The 19,585-nt window shown below is 63.5% G+C and carries 11 protein-coding genes; 6 read left to right on the top strand and 5 right to left on the bottom strand.

Going from position 1 to position 19,585, the window contains the following annotated elements:
- Positions 1–786: DUF1565 domain-containing protein (locus R2834_02100; protein ID MEZ4699096.1), on the bottom strand; the 786-nt coding region annotated here is incomplete at its 3' end.
- A gap of 694 nt (positions 787–1,480) precedes the next feature.
- Here R2834_02100 and R2834_02095 point away from each other — a divergent pair.
- The gene (locus tag R2834_02095) at positions 1,481–3,154 is read left to right on the top strand and encodes a S8 family peptidase (protein MEZ4699095.1); all 1,674 of its coding nucleotides are present in this window, start codon (positions 1,481–1,483) and stop codon (positions 3,152–3,154) included.
- 5 nt (positions 3,155–3,159) lie between these two features.
- Here R2834_02095 and R2834_02090 read toward each other — a convergent pair whose 3' ends face one another.
- On the bottom strand, positions 3,160–4,326 hold the full coding sequence (locus R2834_02090) for a serine hydrolase (GenBank protein MEZ4699094.1): 1,167 nt from the start codon (positions 4,324–4,326) through the stop codon (positions 3,160–3,162).
- Between the two features lie 197 nt (positions 4,327–4,523).
- Here R2834_02090 and R2834_02085 point away from each other — a divergent pair, with 197 nt between their 5' ends.
- Positions 4,524–7,166: a glycoside hydrolase family 3 C-terminal domain-containing protein gene (locus tag R2834_02085; GenBank protein MEZ4699093.1), complete on the top strand. Its 2,643-nt coding sequence runs from the start codon at positions 4,524–4,526 to the stop codon at positions 7,164–7,166.
- 350 nt (positions 7,167–7,516) lie between these two features.
- Here the strand turns inward: R2834_02085 and R2834_02080 are convergent, their stop codons facing one another.
- Positions 7,517–9,898, bottom strand: a complete 2,382-nt coding sequence (locus tag R2834_02080; protein MEZ4699092.1) for an FtsX-like permease family protein — start codon at positions 9,896–9,898, stop codon at positions 7,517–7,519.
- A 318-nt stretch (positions 9,899–10,216) separates the two neighbouring features.
- Here R2834_02080 and R2834_02075 point away from each other — a divergent pair, with 318 nt between their 5' ends.
- The 4 genes from R2834_02075 to R2834_02060 all read left to right on the top strand — a co-directional run bounded on the left by R2834_02075 (position 10,217) and on the right by R2834_02060 (position 15,550).
- Positions 10,217–11,761 carry an alpha-L-arabinofuranosidase C-terminal domain-containing protein gene (locus R2834_02075; protein ID MEZ4699091.1) on the top strand — a complete coding sequence of 515 codons (1,545 nt, stop codon included), beginning with the start codon at positions 10,217–10,219 and terminating at the stop codon, positions 11,759–11,761.
- Positions 11,762–12,003: 242 nt separating this feature from the next.
- Positions 12,004–12,954 (top strand): hypothetical protein, encoded by a 951-nt coding sequence (locus tag R2834_02070; GenBank protein ID MEZ4699090.1) that lies wholly within the window; start codon positions 12,004–12,006, stop codon positions 12,952–12,954.
- Positions 12,955–13,012: 58 nt separating this feature from the next.
- A complete protein-coding gene (locus R2834_02065) occupies positions 13,013–14,290 on the top strand; it encodes a mandelate racemase/muconate lactonizing enzyme family protein (GenBank protein MEZ4699089.1) in 1,278 nt (425 codons plus the stop codon).
- Between the two features lie 156 nt (positions 14,291–14,446).
- On the top strand, positions 14,447–15,550 hold the full coding sequence (locus R2834_02060; protein MEZ4699088.1) for a bile acid:sodium symporter family protein: 1,104 nt from the start codon (positions 14,447–14,449) through the stop codon (positions 15,548–15,550).
- A 49-nt stretch (positions 15,551–15,599) separates the two neighbouring features.
- Here the strand turns inward: R2834_02060 and R2834_02055 are convergent, their stop codons facing one another.
- Positions 15,600–16,994 carry a hypothetical protein gene (locus R2834_02055; GenBank protein ID MEZ4699087.1) on the bottom strand — a complete coding sequence of 465 codons (1,395 nt, stop codon included), beginning with the start codon at positions 16,992–16,994 and terminating at the stop codon, positions 15,600–15,602.
- 83 nt (positions 16,995–17,077) lie between these two features.
- The gene (locus R2834_02050; protein MEZ4699086.1) at positions 17,078–19,207 is read right to left on the bottom strand and encodes a protein kinase; all 2,130 of its coding nucleotides are present in this window, start codon (positions 19,205–19,207) and stop codon (positions 17,078–17,080) included.
- Positions 19,208–19,585 lie beyond the last annotated feature (378 nt).

Raw genomic sequence — 19,585 nt, 5'->3', positions numbered from 1 at the left:
GCCTTTACCGCCGTTGTTGTAAATCAGGTTGTTTTCTATCAGCGTGCGGTGTGGGTACTTCACGTTTGTGGAGCCCTCGTTATAAAAATTATCGGCGATGATGCCGTTCCCATCCGTGGTTACTCCGGGCTTGAAGCTGGCAAAAACCAGGTTGATGTTGTCGTAGCTCCGGTTGTTGCGCACGACGATGTGGTAGCCGGGCGCGTTATCGACCGCACGCGCTTGAAAGACCCCGATACCGCTGGATTGACTGGGGTTATATTTGGCGTTGCCGTAGGCGACGTTGTTTTCGATGAGGATATGGTCGCATCGGCCGGCCTGAATGCCGGCGCCGCCGCAGTCGTGCACCCGGTTGTTCAAGATATTGACGTGATGATTCTCCCAGACGGTCATGCAATTGCCGGTTCTTCCCGGTCCGGGATTCGGGTCGTACACTTCGAACCCATCCACCGTCACGTAGTTGGCCGCGATCTTGATTCCATCTGTTTTGCCGCTTTCAGCGACTTCGACTTTCGCCCCACCCTGGTTCACGGCTTTGAGCACGATATACTGACCCGGGGCTCCCGAACGCGAGATGATGATCTTCTCCCGGTAGACGCCGTTCCTCACCAGCACCGTATCGCCTGGCGACACCTGCTTCACCGCGTACGCGATCGTGCGAAATGGTTTCGCGGACGTGCCCGGATTGCTATCGTTGCCGGCCGGATCGACGTAAAACGTCTCGGCAAAGGTCGTGATGGGTAGGGCGAACCCGATCAGGAAGAGCAGAATTCTGAAATAGGCCATCGTATAGGTCAAAAGCGGAGAATTACGGGGAAGCCAGGCAGTGTCTGAAGAAACGTCCGGGTTGTCCCGGAGCATCAAAAAAACCTCAAATACAGCGTTGGATCCTGACTCAATCGTAGTCCTGGGCGTCTAATCCGGTTACTCTGGGTGGTGGGAGAACGCATGGTGTGTGTCCTCCGGGGCGCTTTGACATCGCTCATAAAACAACCGGATCGATGCAGCGATTCCGACTCAGCGACCTCAACGGTCCGTCCAGGCATTTCGCGTATGCTGTACGGCAGGCTGAATGGTCGGAAACCATCCATCCCTACAATCTCAGTGCCACATTTGCGCGTTGCTAGGGGTAAATTTCTCGTTTGCCTCGACCCGCGCATCGAACCGTTGCCGACCTGTCCGCGCAGCACAAGGCTATGTTTAATTCTTCGTGCCTCCGGCCACTCGGGACTAAGAGTTGATTGATTCGGGCAGCTACGGCCCTGCGAGCCGGCTGTCGGTGCGTCTCGCGGAGTCCGACTGTTTTTTTCCGAAGGCCGCGGCGAAACGAAGCGGATGGTGAGGCGATAGGGCATCGGGTGCCGATACCTGGCGGCCTGAAACCCATTCTGGAGAGGATCTTGCAAGCACTGCGCGTCGTAATGCCCGTTCTTCGTGAATGGGGATTACGACGCGCTTTCATTTGGAATCGAACTGGATTATGCGAACGATCTCGTTGATGCTTGTGCTGCTGGCCGGCACGATCGCGCCGGCGCGGGCACAGGATGCCGCCAAGCACTGGATCTTCTTCACGGACAAACAGCCCGACGCCACGGCGCGGCTCGAACCCGACAGCGCCACGCCGGCCGCCCTCGCGCGGCGCGCCACCCGCGGCCGCCAGCTGGACCCCATGCTCGATGCCCCGCTGACGCCGGCGTACCTCGACGCCTTGCGCGACCTGGGCGTCGCGCCGCTCGTCGAAAGCCGGTGGCTCAACGGCGTCAGCGCGGTGCTGACGGATGCGGAGCGGACGCGGGTCGAGGCGCTGCCGTTCGTGCGCGCGCTTCGACCGGTGGGGATCGTGGCGCCCGCCGCTGAACAGGCGCCGGCGCCCCTGGCGTTCGCCGCGCCGGTGCAGGATCGGCGCTCCGCCTATCGGCTCGACTACGGCGCCTCCGCTGGCCAGCTCGAACTGGTCAACGCCGTGCCGGTGCTGGAGGAAGGACTCAGCGGGGCCGGCGTGAAGCTGGGCATCATCGACACGGGCCTGGGCAACAACCTCGCATCCCATCCGGCGACGGCGACGATGGTGTCGGACGGCCGCTTCGTGCTGAGCCAGGATTTTACAGGACTCCCGGCCGACGCCAGCACGCACGGGTTTTCGGTGATCTCGGTGGCGGCCGGCTACGAGCCGGGGCAGCTCATTGGGCCGGCGTACGGGGCGATGGTCTACCACGCCCGCACGGAATACACCCCGACCGAAACCAACCAGGAGGAGGATAATTTTGTCGCCGGCCTGGAGTGGATGGAGGCGCAGGGCGTCGACGTCGTCAACGTCTCGCTGGGCTACAGCACGTTCGACGCCGGGCAACGCAGCTACACCTATGCCGAGATGGACGGGAATACCGGCGTGACGACGATCGCGGCGGATCTGGCCGTGGAGCACGGGATGATCGTCGTGAGCGCCGCCGGCAACGAAGGGTGCGGGTCCCCGACGCTGTGCTGGTACTACATCACCACGCCCTCGGATGGCAAAAACGTGATCAGCGTGGGGGCGGTCAATACAGGCGGGCTGCTGGTCGACTTCAGCGGCCGGGGGCCGACGGCCGACGGACGCACCAAGCCGGACATCGTGGCCCAGGGGCAGTCGGTCTACCTCGCGAGCGGCACGAGCTACGCAAGCAGCAACGGGACGTCGTTCGCCAGCCCGATGGTTGCCGGCATCGTCACCCTGCTGCTGGAAGCCAACCCGGCCCTCACCCCGCTACAGGTGGCCGACATCCTTCGCACCACAGCGAGCGAGGCCGCGACCCCGGATTTTGGCCGCGGCTACGGGATCGTGAATACCGAAGCCGCCGTCCAGGCCGCGCGCGACCTCATCATCACCGGCGTCGAATCGCCCGAGACCGCGGCCTCCTTCGAATTGGAAGCGCCGTATCCCAACCCCGTCCTCGATCGCGCGACGCTGACGCTCCACAACGCCGGCGCGCCGATCCATGCCCGTCTCACCGTCTACAACAGCCTGGGCCAGGAAGTGACGACCGGTTTTGACGGCACCTTGCCGACGGGCCGGCAGCCGCTGGAGATCGATCTGCGGGATCAGCCGGCCGGGCTGTATCTGTACCGGCTCGACCTGGGCGGGGCGATCCGGACCGGGACGCTCGTGCGGCTGTAGACCCGCTACCGGGTCGTCGCCGGCAGAATACGCTCCTGCAGCACCCGCCAGGTCGACTTGTCGCCGAACGGGTCCCACCCGTTGAAGACGGCCACGATGTCGTATTCGGGCGCGACCAGCACGAACTGGCCGCCAAAGCCGTTGCCGGCGAAGACTTTCGTCTGCCCGTATTCCTGATCGGGCACCCACCACTGGTAGCCGTAGCCGAGGTTGACGCGGTCGTTGCCGGGTGCGATGTCGGCGACCACCGGGGAGGTGGAGCGTTCCACCCAGTCGCGGGATACGACCTGCCGGCCGTTCCATACGCCGCCGTGGAGGTACAGGTACCCGATCCGGGCGAGGTCGTGGGTTTTCAGATAGAGGCCGCCTTCGGTGTCGGCCTCGCCGTCCGGCGTGATCTTCCAGTAATAGTCGGTGATGCCGATCGGCTTGAAGAGCCGTTCCGCCGCGTACGTGTCGGCGCGCATGCCGGTGGCCTCGGTGACGATCTTGCCGAGTAGCACGCTCGCCCCGTCGTTGTATTCGAATGCCGCGCCCGGGTCGGCGTCCATCGGCCGGCCCACGATGTACTCGATCCAGGCGTCGCTCAGCTCCATCACGATGGTGCTGTGTTCGGGGTTCGCGTACCCGCCCTGGGTATACCAGTCGATGCCGCTGCGCATCGTCAGCAGATCCTCAATCGTCATCGACGCCTTGCGCGGGTCGGAGAGGTCCGGATCGTAGGCCGCGAAGTAGGTCATGGCCGGCGTGTCGACGCCGGGAATCAATCCCTCGTCGATGGCGATGCCCAGGACTGTCGCGTTGACGCTCTTCGTGACCGATTGAAGCGTATGCAGTTCGGAGCCATGGAGATACGGGTGCCAGTCGGGATGGTCGTAGTTGTATTGATGGTTTGTCGTGTCCGCGGCGTCGGGCGGGAGGCGGTAGACGCGGTCGTAGTGATGGTCCGCGATGACGCGTCCGTGGCGGATGAGCAGGAAATGATCGACGGCGCCGTAAGCGCCGGCGGCGAGGTCGGCATGGATGGCGGCGAGGGTATCCGGGTTCACGCCCTCGGCCTGCGGGGTGGAGACCGGCCATGAGGCGCCGGGCCAGGTCGTCGCGTGTTGCTGCGCGTAAGCGGCAGGGACGACGGTGGCGAGCGTCCAGATCAGGACGAACGAACGAAGCATACGAAGCCTGGGTGTGGAGCGCATGATGCCGCGGCGAAAGGGGGGTGGATGGATGGACGTCCCGCAAGGTACGGATGCGGCGACCGGCCGGCAACGCAAAACGGCGTCGCCCCGGGGGTTTCGTTTTGCGCGGCTGCATGTATATTGATATGATCACTTAACCGAATTCTATCCCGCAACAGCCCGCGATTTCCACCATGACGATCCTCCCGACCTCGGGTCGCTATGCAACAGGCCGGCTCCTGGCCATTCTGGCCCTCTTGATCTGGGCCGCTTCGCCGGCTCGGGCCCAGACCCCCCTCTACCTCGATCCCGACGCCACGCTCGAGGCGCGCGTCGACGACCTGGTGGGGCGGATGACGCTCGAGGAGAAAGTGGCGCAGATGTCGGACCAGGCGCCGGCCATCGAGCGGCTCGGCGTCCCCGAATACAACTGGTGGAACGAGGCGCTGCACGGCGTCGCGCGGGCCGGCCTCGCTACGTCGTATCCCCAGGCCATCGGGCTTGCGGCGACCTGGGACACGGAGCTGATCTTCCGGATGGCCACGGCGATTTCCGACGAATCCCGCGCCAAGCACCACGCCTTCGTCCGCAACGGAAAGCGTTTGCGGTACCAGGGCCTGACGATCTGGTCGCCCAACATCAACCTCTTCCGCGATCCGCGGTGGGGGCGCGGCCAGGAGACGTACGGCGAAGACCCCTACCTGACCGGCCGGCTCGCCGTGCCGTTTGTGCGCGGGCTCCAGGGCGATGACCCGGCCTACCTCAAAACGGTCGCCACGGTCAAGCACTTCGCGGTCCACAGCGGGCCGGAGCCCGAGCGGCATGTCTTCGACGCCGTGGTGAGCGAGCGCGACCTGCGCGAGACTTACCTGCCGCAGTTCGAAACGGGCATCCGCGAGGCCGGCGCGTATTCCATCATGTGCGCCTACAACCGCCTCTACGGCGAAGCCGCCTGCAGCAGCGATCTGTTGCTCGGCGACATCCTGCGCGGCGAATGGGGCTTCGCCGGCTACGTGACGTCCGACTGCTGGGCCCTGGACGACATCTACCTGAATCATCGCCTCGTCGGCACCGTCGAGGAGGCCGCGGCGCGGGCGGTAAACGCCGGCACCGACCTCGACTGCGGCGCCCAGACCTACCCGCACCTCGTCGACGCCGTCCGGCAGGGGCTTGTGGAGGAATCCGCGATCGACACCGCCGTCAAACGCCTGTTTCGGGCGCGGTTCAAGCTCGGGATGTTCGACCCCGACGAGCGCGTCGCCTACGCCCGGATCCCCTACAGCGTCGTCGATCATGCCGAGCACCGCGCCCTCGCGCGCGAGGTGGCGCGCAAATCGATGGTGCTCCTGAAAAACGACGGGGTGTTGCCGCTTCGCAAGGACCTCGGGAAGCTCGCCGTGATCGGGCCGAACGCGGATCAGTGGCTGATGCTCCTCGGCAACTACAACGGCGTGCCGGCCGACGTGGTCACGCCCCTGCGCGGCATCCGAGAGGCGGTTTCGCCGCAGACCGAGGTGCGCTACGCGCGCGGCGCCGAGCTGGCGGACGGGTTTCCGATGTATGAGACGGTGCCTGCGAGCGTCCTGTTCACCCCGGAAGGCCGACCGGGCGTCCAGGCCGAATATTTCGGCGACTACGCGATGAGCGGAGATCCGCTTTTTGCCGGCGTCGACCCGCTCCTGGATGCCAACTGGCACGACAGGGCGCCCCGCGCCGACATGGACGGGGACGACTTCAGCGTCCGCTGGACAGGCGAGATCCGTCCGGAACGAACGGGGATGTACCAGCTCGGCACGATCGCCACCATGTGGTTCGAGCTGTACCTCGACGACAGCCTGCTGGTCCGCTCCCAGTACAATTACCGCGACGAACTGGGCGACCCGCGCGCCACGACCTCGGCGCCGATCCGGCTCGAAGCCGGCAAGCGCTACCGGTTCCGGATCGACGCGAAGGAGTCGTACAGCGACGCACAACTTCAACTCGTCTGGGCCGCGCCGCAGGGCGACCTCGAGGCGGAGGCTCTCGATGCGGCCCGGGATGCCGATGCCGTCATCCTCGCGCTAGGGCTCACGCCCCGTATGGAGGGCGAGGAGATGAAGGTGGAAATCGACGGGTTTCGGGGCGGCGACCGGACGGATATCGTCCTGCCGGCCTCCCAGCGGCGGCTGATGGAGCGGATCGTCGCGCTCGGCAAACCGACCGTGCTGGTGCTGCTCAACGGGAGCGCGCTGGCGGTGAACCGGGCGCAGGAGCAGGTGCCGGCCATCCTGGAGGCCTGGTATCCCGGCCAGGCCGCGGGGACCGCCATCGCCGACGTGCTTTTCGGCGACTACAACCCCGCCGGCCGGCTGCCGATCACGTTTTATCGCAGCGTCGACGACCTGCCTCCCTTCGAGGACTACGCCATGGCGGGGCGGACCTACCGCTTCTTCGAGGGCGAGCCGTTGTATCCCTTTGGCTACGGACTCAGCTACACGACGTTCTCCTACGCCAACCTGCGGACGAGCGCGCCCGTTCTCCCGGAAGGCGGGCGCGTGGAGGTGAGCGTCGAGGTGACGAATACCGGCTCGCGCACCGGGGAAGAGGTGGTCCAGCTGTATGTCAGCTATCCCGAGGCCTCGGTGACGCGGCCCCGGAAGGAATTGCGGGGGTTCGCGAGGATCGCGCTGGCGGCCGGCGAGACGAAGACGGTTCAGCTGCCCATCGACGCTGACGACCTCCGGTACTGGGACGCCGAGAACGACCGGTGGGTGCTGGAGCATCGCCCCGTCGAGATCCAGGTCGGCGCGTCGTCGGCCGACATCCGGCTCCGCCGCGCGTTGCCCGTCAGCCGGTAGGGGTATGACATGGGGGAAATGGCTAACTCCCCACATCCCGGCTCGTCATCCCCGACCCCGATCGGGGATCCATACGAGGCATACCGGTTGCATAAAGTCGCGTCAGGAACCGCACAGGAGGAATTCTTAAGCCTTCTATGGATCCCCGATCAGGTCGGGGATGACGGACTCGAGGGGTTGAGGTACTCGAGGGGTTGAGGTACTCTTAAAGAAGCTTGGGTACCCATAAAGAAGCTTAAACGCGCGCGGCGCGCAGCGTTCAACCCTTCGGCGCTTGACCCACGTCGAGGCCGTGCGCTGCGTTGCCGTGTCTGCAGGGTCGTGACTGCGTCGGTTGGATGCCCACGGGGTCATTCGTAGCGCAACGTATCCACCGGATTCGACCTTGCGGCGGCGAGGGATCGGTAGCTGATTGTACCCAGCGCGATGACGAGCGTGAGCACGCCGGCGAGCACAAAGACGCCGAAGCCGATGTCGATGCGATACGGATACTCGGCCAGCCAGGAGCGCATCAGCACAAACGCGATCGGCGAAGCGATGACAAACGCGACGGCGACGAGACGCAGGTACTCCTTCGAAAGCAGCATCAGAAGCTGGGGGATGGTGGCGCCGAGCGCCTTGCGGATGCCGATCTCCTTGGTTCGCTGTTCGGTCGTGACGGCTGCGAGGCCGAACAGCCCGAGGCACGCGATGAAGATGGCGAAGCCGGCGACGATGGCAACCACCTCGCTCACCTGCTGGTCCGTGCGGTAGAGTTCGCTCAGGTGTTCGTCGAGGAACGAATAGTCGAACGGCCGATCGGTGACGGATGCCGTCCAGATACGCTCGACGGCGGTGATCGCCTCGCGCGCCATCGCAGGGTCGATCCGGATCGACGCCTCATCGTACCCGAAATCCTGGACGCTCATCGCGAGCGGCTCCACCTTGTTGTGGAGCGAGTTGAAGTTGAAGTCGCGCGCCACACCGATGACGGTGCCGAGCGTATCGTCGCCACCGAAGCCGATGCGCATCCCGAGCGGGTGGGTCCAGCCCATCTCGGCCACCATCGCCTCGTTCACCACGCGGGCCCGCCCCAGATCGGTGCCGCGTTCCTCGGAAAACCACCGTCCTTCTTTCAGATCCATGCCGTAAAAGTCGAGGTAGTTGTAATCCACGACGATGTTGGAAATGCTCAAGCCGATGGTTTCCCCGGCTTCCGTCTCGGCGCGCGTACCCCACTGGTGCAGGTTGTTGCCGAGGCGCTGGTTCGACGCCGTGACGCCCAGCACGCCCGGGGCGGCGAGGAGCGTCTGCTTCAGCGCCTCGTAGTGCGTATTGGCCATCCGGCTCATCGGGACGACCAGCACGTGCTCCTTGTTGAAGCCGATGTCGCGCTGCTGCATATAGCGGAACTGGCGCACGGTCAGCACGGTGCCCACGATGAGCGCCATGGCGATCGCGAATTGAAACACGACGAGCACGTTTCGGAAGGGCGTTTTACGGCCCGAGCGGCTCGTTGCGCCTTTCAGGGCGAGCACGGGGCGGAACGCCGAGAGGACGAACGCGGGGTAGACGCCGGCCAGCAGGCCGAAGCCCAGCGTCGCGCCGAGAAGCCAGACCGGCAGCGGCCAGGCGAACAGGGCCGTGAAGGGGATGTCGCGCTGGCTGAGCTGGTTCACGAACGGCAGCGCGAGCATCGCCAGACCGACGGCCAGGACGAGCGAGGCGAAAGCCATCACCAGCGATTCGCTCAGAAATTGCGACGCCAGCTCCGTTCGTCGCGCACCGATTGCCTTGCGCACGCCCACTTCCTTCGCGCGGGCCGCCGAGCGGGCCGTCGTCAGGTTCATGAAATTGATGCCGGCCACCACGAGCAGAAATCCGCCCAGCAACGCGAACATGTACACGTAGCGCCGATCGAACTTGCGCCAGTTCCGGTAATCGTGCGTCATGTGCGCCGACCCGAGGTGGACGTCGAGCAGGGGCTGGAGGTAGAGTTCGTACGCCTGGCTGCGCTCCTCGCCCATGTGGTTCAGCGTGAACTCGGGCAGCTTGCTGTCGAGATCGGAGGCGGAGGCGCCTTCGGCGAGCCGGAGGTAGGTGACGAGCCAGTTGGACCCCCAGTTTTGCATATTCCGCTCATCGTCATTCTCCTTCATCGAAAACACGGCGTCGAATTCGAGATGGGAGGGGCCCGGGAACGGCGCGAGGATCGCGGCCACGTGGTAGGTATTCTCGCCCACGATCAGCTCCCGGCCCATGGCATCCGCCGTGCCGAAGAGGGTCTGCGCCGTGCTCTCGGTCAGCACGATGGCAAACGGATCCGCCAGGCCGGCGGCGGGATCGCCCGCGCGCACCGGAAAATCGAACAGGGTGAAGAACGCAGGATCCACGCGAATGGGGCGCTCCACCAGCCGCAGCTCGCCGTCGATGGAAACCGTTTGCGGCGCGCCGGCAATGCGTGCGAAGGATTCGACCTCCGGATAGTCTTCCATCAGCGCCGGCCCCATCGGGTACATCGAGAGCGCCACATGCTGCGGCGTGATGCCGGTGAAGGACTGGATCTCGTTGAGCCGATAGATGCGTGGGGCATCCTCGTGGAAGGTGTCGAAGCTGAGTTCATGCCGGACGAACAGGAGGATGACCAGCGCCGCGGCCATGCTCATCGCGAGTCCGACCAGGTTGAGCAGGGCGGATCCGGGGTGGTTGCGGATCGACCGCAGGGCGAGTTTGAAGTAGTTCGTCAGCAGCATGGGCAGGTCCGGGTTGTTGTGCTAGAATACTAGCATGTATTCGATTGAGATGCCAGTGGGTTGCAGGGGATAGGTCGATGGATGGCGCAGCGGCGAACGAGGCCGTGTCTGAAAAATCGTTCTGGTCGCCCAGGAGCATGCAAGAACCTCCAAAACAGCGTTGAATCCTGACTCACGGTCAGGATGCGTTTCTGTCTGAAAGATTTTTCAGACAGAACCTGAATCGGTCGGAAACTTCGCATCGGACGTGGTAGCATGTGTATTCCGATACTCGTATGATGACTTTGCAACCGTTCCATGCCAGGTCCGAGGTCTCCCATGCCGCGTATCCACCTATTCCTTCTATGGATGAGCCTTGCGCTCATTTCGTTTACAGGGCCTGCCTCGGCGCAGGCGCCGCTCCGTCTGGTCGTCGATGCCGACCAGGGCGAAACCACCATCAGCCGGCACATCTACGGCCATTTCGCCGAGCACCTTGGCCGGGGGATTTACGACGGCATCTGGTCGAAGGCAGGCGGGGGCGACTGGGTGCTGCGCGACGACGTCATCGAAGCGCTGCGCGCCATCAAAATCCCCAACCTGCGCTGGCCCGGCGGCTGCTTTGCCGACTACTACCACTGGATGGACGGCATCGGCCCGCGCGCCGATCGTCCGACCATCGTCAACAACCTGTGGGGCGGGGTCACGGAGGACAACAGCTTCGGCACCCACGAATTCATGGCGCTGATAGACCGCCTCGGGGCCGATCCGGTCGTGGTGGGCAACGTCGGCAGCGGCACCGTGCAGGAGATGTCGCAGTGGTGGGAATACATGAACCATCCCGGTGTGAGCCCGATGGCCGATCTGCGCCGGGAAAACGGGCGGGATACCCCGTGGAACGTGCGGTTCTGGGGTGTCGGCAACGAGAGCTGGGGCTGCGGCGGCAACATGCGGCCGGAGTTCTACGCCGATCAGTACAAGCGCTACGCGACCTATCTGCACCGCTATGGCGACGTGCGCCCGTTCCGGATCGCCACCGGCGCCGGCAGCGACGACTACGCATGGACCGAGGTGATGATGCGCGACGCCGGCGAGATGATCGACGGGCTCGATATCCACAACTATACCCTGAACGGGACCTGGGCGAAGAAGGGGCCGGCGGTAGGATTTTCCGAGGCCGAGTGGTTCGAACTGATGCAACGCGCCCTCCAGCAGGACGACCTTGTGTCGCGGCATGCGACGATCATGGACCGGTACGATCCGGAGAAGCGCGTCTGGCTCATCATGGGCGAATGGGGCACGTGGCACGAGCGGGAGCCGGGGTCGACGCCCGGCTTTCTGTACCAGCAGAATACCCTGCGCGACGCGCTCGTCGCCGCCATCTCGCTCAACATCTTCAACAGCCACGCCGACCGCGTGAAGATGGCGAACATCGCGCAGACGGTGAACGTGCTCCAGGCGATGATCCTGACCCGCGGCGAGCAGCTGATCCTGACGCCGACCTATCACGTGTTCGCGTTGTATACCGCCCATCACGACGCCACGCTGTTGCCGATCCATCTGGATGCCGGCGCCTACACGTACGAAGACCAGTCGCTTCCCGCGCTGAGCGCGTCGGCGTCGAAACAGACGGACGGGTCGATCCTGATCACGATCGCGAACATCGATCCGCACCAGGCGCGCGATGTCGCCATCGACGTGCGGGGGCTGGACGTCCGTTCCGTCTCGGGCCGGATCCTGAACGGCGCGGCGATGGACGCGCATAACACCTTCGAACGGCCCAACGAGGTCGCGCCGGCGTCGTTCGACGGGGCGCGGCTCGCGGGAGGGACGGTCGCCCTGCAGGTGCCGGCGCACGCGCTCGTCGCGCTTACCCTGCGCTGATCCCAGGGCCATCGCATGCTCGCCGTGGCGGTGAGAAGCGTAGGGGCGTTTGGGTGCATGGGGGCATTTTTACCGCAAAACCTCCCATACCCCCATGCTCCCATACCGGGAGATGCTTACGTTTGAAGAGCATGCGATTGCCCTGGCGCTGATCCGCGCGGACTGGCATCAGTCCATGCCTGCGTGTATCTTGCTCGAATCATATTATCTCTTTGCTTTTTTTCCCCAACGCACCCATCCCCATGAAGGCGCACCGGCTGCTCCTAACGGCATGGCTGACCCTGGCGCTGGCATGGCCGGCGTCGGCCCAGCAAATTTCCCGCGATGAACTGCTTTTCCTGACGCCGGAATGGACCGGCGACCGGTTCGACGACGGCCGGCCGCGCGTGCCGGACGCCATCCTGGAGCGGATGAAACGCGTCACCCTGGAGGAAGCCTGGGCCGTCCTGCGCAACGCGAACTTCAACTACCAGTACGAGGACGGCTGGCAGACGATCAACCCGGACAGCGTGCTCGTCGGCCGCGCCGTGACGGCGACGTTTTTTCCGGGCCGGCCGGATATCCACCGGGTCATCGACGACCGCGGCCACAACCAGGACGGCCGCATCAAGGCGCAAAACGCGTGGCCCATCGACCTGCTCGTGAAGGGCGACGTGTATGTTGTCGACCAGTTTGAGGCGCATGTCGACGGGCCGACCGTCGGCGACAATCTCGGCAACTCGATCTATGCGAAAACCGGGAACGGGATCGTCTACAACGGAGCCATCCGCGACATCGACGGCCTCCGGGAAATCGGTTCGTTCACCTCGTTTTTCCGGAGCTATCACCCCTCCCATCATCTCAACAACCCGGACGGCCGGCTGAACACGACGCTCGTGGGCATCAACCAGCCGACGCGCATCGGGCGGGCGACCGTGATGCCGGGGGATGTGGTGCTCGGCCGCGACAGCGGCGTCCTCTTCATCCCGCCGCACCTGGCCGAACGGGTGGTGGTGACCTCGGAGATCGTCCGCCTGCGCGACCTGTTCGGGCATCAGCGGCTGCGCGAGCAGGTTTACACCCCCGGTCAGATCGACACGCGTTGGTCGGACGAGATCGAGCGCGATTTCTCGCAATGGTTGAACGACCACATCGACAAGCTTCCCGTCGGCCGCGAGCAGGTCGAGGCGTATTTGAAGACCCGAACGTGGTGAGCGCGGCGCAAGGCGCCCCTGGTTTCATGTTTCATGGTCAAGGTTTCAGGTGATGCACATGGCAAACTCCCGCCGATCCTTCCTCACCCGCAGCGCTTCGCTAGCCGGCTTCGCCGCGATGCCGGCCGCCGCCTTCGGGCAGGGGCTGCAGGACGCCGTCGAGCGCGCCAACCTGGCCTCGCGGCCGGCCGATCTGGAGATCACCGACGTCCGGTGCGGCTACTTGCGCGGCGGGCATGACCTGTTCGTCAAGATCTACACCAACCAGGACATCTGGGGCTGCGGCGAGGGCGTCGATGCGACGCCCGGGACCTACCATCTCGTGAAACAATTCGGGCAGCGGCTCAAGGGGAAGAGCCCGCTGAATGTCCACCGGCTGTTCGAGGACATCCGGCGCTCCGGGTTTTTCGAGGGGGCGCAGGCCGGCATGTTCGTCGCGGTGCTCACGGCGGTCGAGACCGCGCTGTGGGACCTCGCCGGCAAGGCGCTCGGCGTGCCGGTGTACCAGCTGCTCGGTGGCAAATTCAGGGACCGGCTGCGGGTCTATATGGACACCGCGCTCTACCAGTTTCGTCTCCCCAGGCCGGAGCAGTTCGCCGAAAGCGCGAAGGCGGCGGTGGAGATGGGGTTCACGGCCGTCAAGTTCGATCTCGATCAGGGCAACGACCCCAACAAATACGACCGGTACAACTGGACCGCCGGCCCGGCCGAGATCCAGCGGATGGTCGATCAGATGACCGCCGCGCGCGAGGCCGTCGGGCCGAACATCGACATCTGCGCCGACATGCACGGCCGCTACGACGCGCCGACCGCGCAGCAGGTGGCGAAACGGATGGAGCCCCTCGGGCTGATGTGGCTGGAAGAGCCCATCCCCGCCGAAAACGTCGACGCCTACAAACACATCACGGAGTCGACGACGACGCCGATCTGCGCCGGCGAGAACATCTATCTGGCGCACGGCTTCCGCCGGCTGCTGGAGCTGGGCGCCGTCGACATCATCATGCCGGACCTCCAGAAGGCCGGCGGCCTCGGCGAGGGGCAGCGCATAGCGAATCTGTCCAATTTGTACTACGTTCCGTTCGCGCCGCACATGGTGGCCTCCTTCCTGGGGGCGATGGCCTCCTGCCACGTGTGCGCTTCGGTGCCGAATTTCATGATCCTCGAGTGGCAGACCTATTTCCATACCGACCCGATGTACAGCGAGATCGTCACTTACGACGGGCCCATGGTGGAAAATGGATTTATCACGCTCTCGGAAAAGCCGGGCATCGGCGTCGAGATCAACGAGGAGGGGATGCGCCGCTATGCGACCCCGGGCGTGCCGTTTTTTGAATAACCCCTAGCCCACCACGCTGAGGCGTGAGGCTAGGGGTTCGACTTGAACGCGTTTTTTATCGCATTGTCATCTCGACCGGATCCCCGCGCACGCGGGGAGCAGCGGAGAGACCTCCCGACGGATGTCGCGACACATGACGACCAACCAGACGCACTTGTGACCAAACGAATCTACACCCTCTTTCTCGCCGCCGCCGGCCTCTGCGCGGTTGGGGCGCTCGTTGTCGGACTCGTGGCGGGGCTCGCCGCGACGGGGCCGCTCGTGGTCGCCTTGTTCGTCTTCCTAGCGATCGGCGGGCTCGGCGTGCCGGCGCTGAAACAGCTGGCCTTCACGATCTGGATCTTCGCGGCCGTGTCTGCCGCCTTGTATTATCCGGAGCCGTTTCTCGCGGTGGGCGACTACGAATTGAAGAACCTCATCGTACCGCTCATCCAGATCATCATGTTCGGGATGGGAACGGCGATGAGCCTCAGCGACTTCGCCGGCGTCGTCAAAATGCCGAGAGGGGTCGTTGTGGGGTTGATCTGCCAGTTCACGATCATGCCGCTCGTGGGGCTGATGCTCGCGAAATCGCTCGGGTTTTCGGATGAGATCGCCGCCGGCATCGTGCTGATCGGCTCGGCGCCGAGCGGCGTGGCGTCGAACGTGATGGCCTACATCGCCCGGGCTAACCTGGCGCTGTCGATCACCCTCACCGCGTGCAGCACGCTGCTGGCGCCGGTGATGACACCGTTTTTGATGAAGATGCTCGCCGGCCAGTTCGTGCCGGTCGATTTCTTCTCCATGATGATCGGCATCATCAAGATGGTGATCGTGCCCATCGTGCTCGGGCTCATCGTGAACCGCCTGCTGCGCGGTCACGACGGCTGGCTGACGCGCGCCATGCCCATCCTGTCGATGACCGCGATCGCCGTTGTGCTGACCATCATCGTGGCGACGGGACGCAACGACCTGCTGACGGTCGGACCGCTGCTGTTCGCCGCCGCGATCTTCCACAATGCCGCCGGCTACTTCCTCGGCTACTGGGGCTGCCGGCTGGTGGGGATGGACGAGCAGTCGTGCCGGACGATCTCCATCGAGGTGGGGATGCAGAACGGCGGACTCGCGACGGGCATCGCGCTCCAGATGGGGAAGGTCGCCACCGTCGGTCTCGCGCCGGCCATCTTCGGGCCGTGGATGAACATCTCCGGGTCGGCCCTGGCGAACTGGTGGCGCAGCCGGCCTCTCGGCGATGCATCCGTCACGCCGGCAGACGCCTGATGCGTTGCGAAATCCGTGTTCTGATTCGATCTGACGATTCAGACCCTGTCTAGATCGCGATCGACAGCCCAAAGGTTGGAATAAAGTCGGCCCGGAGACCGCTGTCGTTCAACGGGACGAGGATGTTGCCCATCATCACGATACGGTCGGATGGGGCCACTCGGAATCCAAAGGCCAGGTCTAGCGTGCTGTCGGTGGACCGTTGGGGGATGTTGGTCAGGTTGAACGTGCGTATCACGCTGCCGTTCTGGAAGCTCTCCGGGATGGATACCGAGCCCGGGAAAATCTGGATCGTCTCGTCTTTCTGGAGGTCGATCGCGCCGAGCAAATCGGCCGCCACGGTGAAGATGTTGGAGAGCTTCTGGTCGAAACCCAGAGCGAACTCGAATTCGTCGCTATCGAACGAGGCCATCCTGCGGTCGAAACCCACGTTTAAGTGGGGGTTGAAGTCGCCCATCCGCTTCGAGAAGATGCCGATGATACGCGCATTCATGTGGCCCGTCCCGAGGAAATTGGTGGAATCGCCTGTGGGCAGCCGGATGTCGGCCAGCAAGGCCGCGTTGATCGCCTGCGGTGTAGGGAGCTTGTATTTCAATCGGACGGCGATGTCGCCGATGCCGTTCGTCGTGGACGAATAGGCGCTCTCCGCCTCGAGGATAGGGTCGAGCAGCGTCCCTCCGAACCGATGCGCGGCGCCTTCAAACTCCGGACGGGCAGGGATCAGGCGGCCGTACGTAAAGCTGTTGATCACGGCATGTGCATTGCCCGAAAGCGATACATTGACCACGGGCACGAACAGACTGATATCGAGGTTCTGCAGCACGCCGGCGGTGAGGGTAAAGGCGAAGATACCGCTGGATACCTGCATATTCGGAAAGATATCGATATTGTCGAGTTCGTATGCCGGGTTCCCCAGGCTGCCATCCTCGGAGGTGTCTTCGTCGAAGGGCGGGGTGGGGGTGACGTCCTGATGGGCGAACGTGAACCGGATCTGGTCGATCGGCAAGCCGCGCAGCCTCTGGTAATTGACGTATGAATAACCCAGCGCGATGTTGATCTTGCCCCGGCCGATGGTTTCGGCCGTCTCGGCGAAGATGGGGCCGAGACTCTCGCTTGTCAGGACGGCGCGGCCGTTCGAAATGTCGATCGACATGCCGGCTATCGTCGAGCTCAGCGGGAACGACGAAATATTTGAAGCGATCAGTCCGTTCAGCGCTGGCGTAATCTCATTGGCAGCCTGTAGCGAGGCCGGCACGTAGTGCTCACCGTGGATATTGACGCTGCCGTCGGGATTGAGCCGGACCAGTTGATCTTCCAGAAACGAACGGAAGAGGTTGTCGAACGTCGAGCTCAGTTGGGCATGTGCGTCGTGCGTCAGCATGCACGCGTTGAGCGCGATGCCGGCCAGCAACGCGAGGACGGGGAGGTGGGACCAACGTCGCATGGATGTATCGAGGATGTGGCGGATCGGGCAGGTGGCGTGAACGAAGCCGCGATAAACCGGTGGTGAAAGCGGTGGGGTATGCGCTATTTGTACTGAAACTTCTCGTGTTTCCAGCCCTGTTCGCCACGAACGAGCGGCAAACGGAGGGGCAGGTCTGCATCGTCAGGGGCATTTTTGTTGTTGATATACCTCACCTTCACGTCACAGTCGAGTACGTATCGATCTGCGTCAATGTGGTTCAGCTGCTGACGTGTCATTTCGAAGGTGAAATTTCTGAAGGCCAGAAAGGTATTTCGCCAGATGTCGCGATCGGCGTCCGAGAGAGCAAATATTTGCTCGAGACGGTTGATGTCTTCGCTTTCGAACGCCGTCTTGAGCGCCATCGTCGCGTCGTCGACGAGCGAATCGACTCGTCTTTTTTCCTCGTCTTGCCGAGCGAGCTGGTTCGCCATGCCCTGCACGAGTTGCAGGGCTTCATTGTACTGCTTGTTGGACTGCGCGAACGCATTCTGGCTGAAGGCTTCGTCCCCGTCCTGTATGCGTGCCGTCACCTCCCTGAAAGCGGGAAGGTCGGCTGAACCGGGGGGCAGGGCGGCGATGAGCTGGTCGAGTGCGCGCTTGCCCTGCTGCGCATGCAGCTTTTCCACCGCGGTCGCTTCGATTTCCGCCGCTTGAACGCCCGCCAGGGCCGATGTGTAAAGCTCCGTTGCTTCCGTGTACGCGCCGCGTTCAAAGGCCTGGTCGGCCTGGCGCTGGGCAGCGACGGCTTTGTCAAACGTCGCCAGCGTCGAAAGGATGGACATTTCCGACGTGAGCTGGTTACGTGTCAGGAGGAGCTCGTCGCGCGCCTGGGCGGCCTGCTGTTTCTGGAGTTCGCGCGCATGGAGTGTATCGACAGGAGCGGGTGACACGGCGGCTTGCGTGGGCGCCGGCTCGTCAAGCTCTGCTGCGATCGGCGACGATGAAACGACGGCCGGTGTTGCGTCCGGTTCGACAGCGGGACTGGAAATCGGAGTATCTGAGCGGTCGGTGTTGTCAACCTCCGGCGCCGGCACAGATGTTTCGGTGGGTTGTGCGGTCGGGGGAGGCGGTGGATCGCCGTTCATCGCCACGGCAGGCGGATCGCTACGCGTTGGCGACGAGGGAGACGAGAGCAAAAAATACGTAGCGAAGGCAGCCACCGGCACGAGGACGGCCAGCATGATCACCATAGGGGCAATCGAGCGCTCCGGTGGGGCGGCGCCGGCGTGTGAGGTCGGGATGGGCTCTTCCCGGGGGGTGAAAGGCGCTAGATCGCTGTCTTCCTGGCGTGCGAGGGCGGTCTGCAGGCCGACAGCGGCCTGTGTATCGTCCAATTGGCCAAGCAGGGCCCGGTTGCGGAGGACCTGCTGCACCTGGTTCAGATCGTCGATCAACACCTGCATGTCCTGGTAGCGCTCATCAGGATCCTTTTGCAGCGTGCCTTCGACGATCTCGGTCAGCGCAGGCGGGAGATCGCCTCGGCGCTCGACGAGCAGTATCGGCGGGTTGTTTACAATCGAATAAATCAGCGCGTGCTCGTAGTTTTCTTCGAACGGCAGTGCGTTGCACAGCATTTCGTACAGGAGGACGCCGAAAGACCAGATGTCACTTCGATAATCAACGGTTTCCCCTCGCGCCTGTTCGGGTGACATATACGCGAGCGTGCCGAGTGTCGTGTTGGTTTTCGTGAGTTGGATGCCGCGCCCGATCTTGGCCAGGCCGAAATCCATCAGCTTCACCCGTCCTTTGGCCGTCAGCATGATATTCGACGGCTTTATGTCGCGATGCGTGATGCCGTGTTCATGCGCCGTATGCAAACCTTCAGCGATGTGTAATGCGATCTGGAGGGCATCTTGCAAGGAGATCGGACCTTCCTTGATCCGTTGCTTCAGCTCCATCCCGTCGATGTATTCCATCACGAAGAAGATCTCCCGCTCGTCTTCGGGCCCCGGCATTTCTTCGATCGCGTAGATCGTCGCGATGTTGGGATGATTGAGTGTGGCGGCGGCCTGTGCCTCGATGCGAAACCGGGTACGGACGTCAGGTATCGTGGCGTACTGCCAGGGTAAAAACTTGATGGCTACATCGCGCTTGAGCTTGGTATCAAACGCCTTGTAGACCACGCCCATGCCGCCTTCGCCGAGCTTCTCGATGATCTGGTAGTGCAGTCGCGATGTGCCGATCAGTTCCACGTCCTGTTGCCTGAATAGAAGGTGCCGACGCTCTGGATTGAAAACTAAGGCCGCTGTTTTTTCCCGAGGAAATCCTATCGCACGGTTGTCGATCGGGTACCGATCGCCTTCGTTCGCATCGGAATTAAAACCGGCTCCGCGGGGCGCCACTCCTCATAAAGCGAATAGCGTAAAAGGGGTACCCGATCCGCCATCGGATCGTCACGTTGCATGGGTTCCTCGACATCGCCATCCTGCTAGATATGAACAACGCCAGATTTAAGCAAGTAAAGCCCCGTGTCATCAGGGCAATCGCATTCGCTTCAAACGTGAGCATCTCCCGGTATGGGGGTATGGGATTTTGCGGTAAAAAATGCCCCCATGCATCCCAACTCCCAT

The organism is Rhodothermales bacterium (assembly GCA_041391505.1).
Classification (GTDB): domain Bacteria; phylum Bacteroidota; class Rhodothermia; order Rhodothermales; family JAHQVL01; genus JAWKNW01.
Note: the sequence above shows the minus strand (reverse complement) of the source record. Positions and strands in the feature narration are given on the sequence as shown.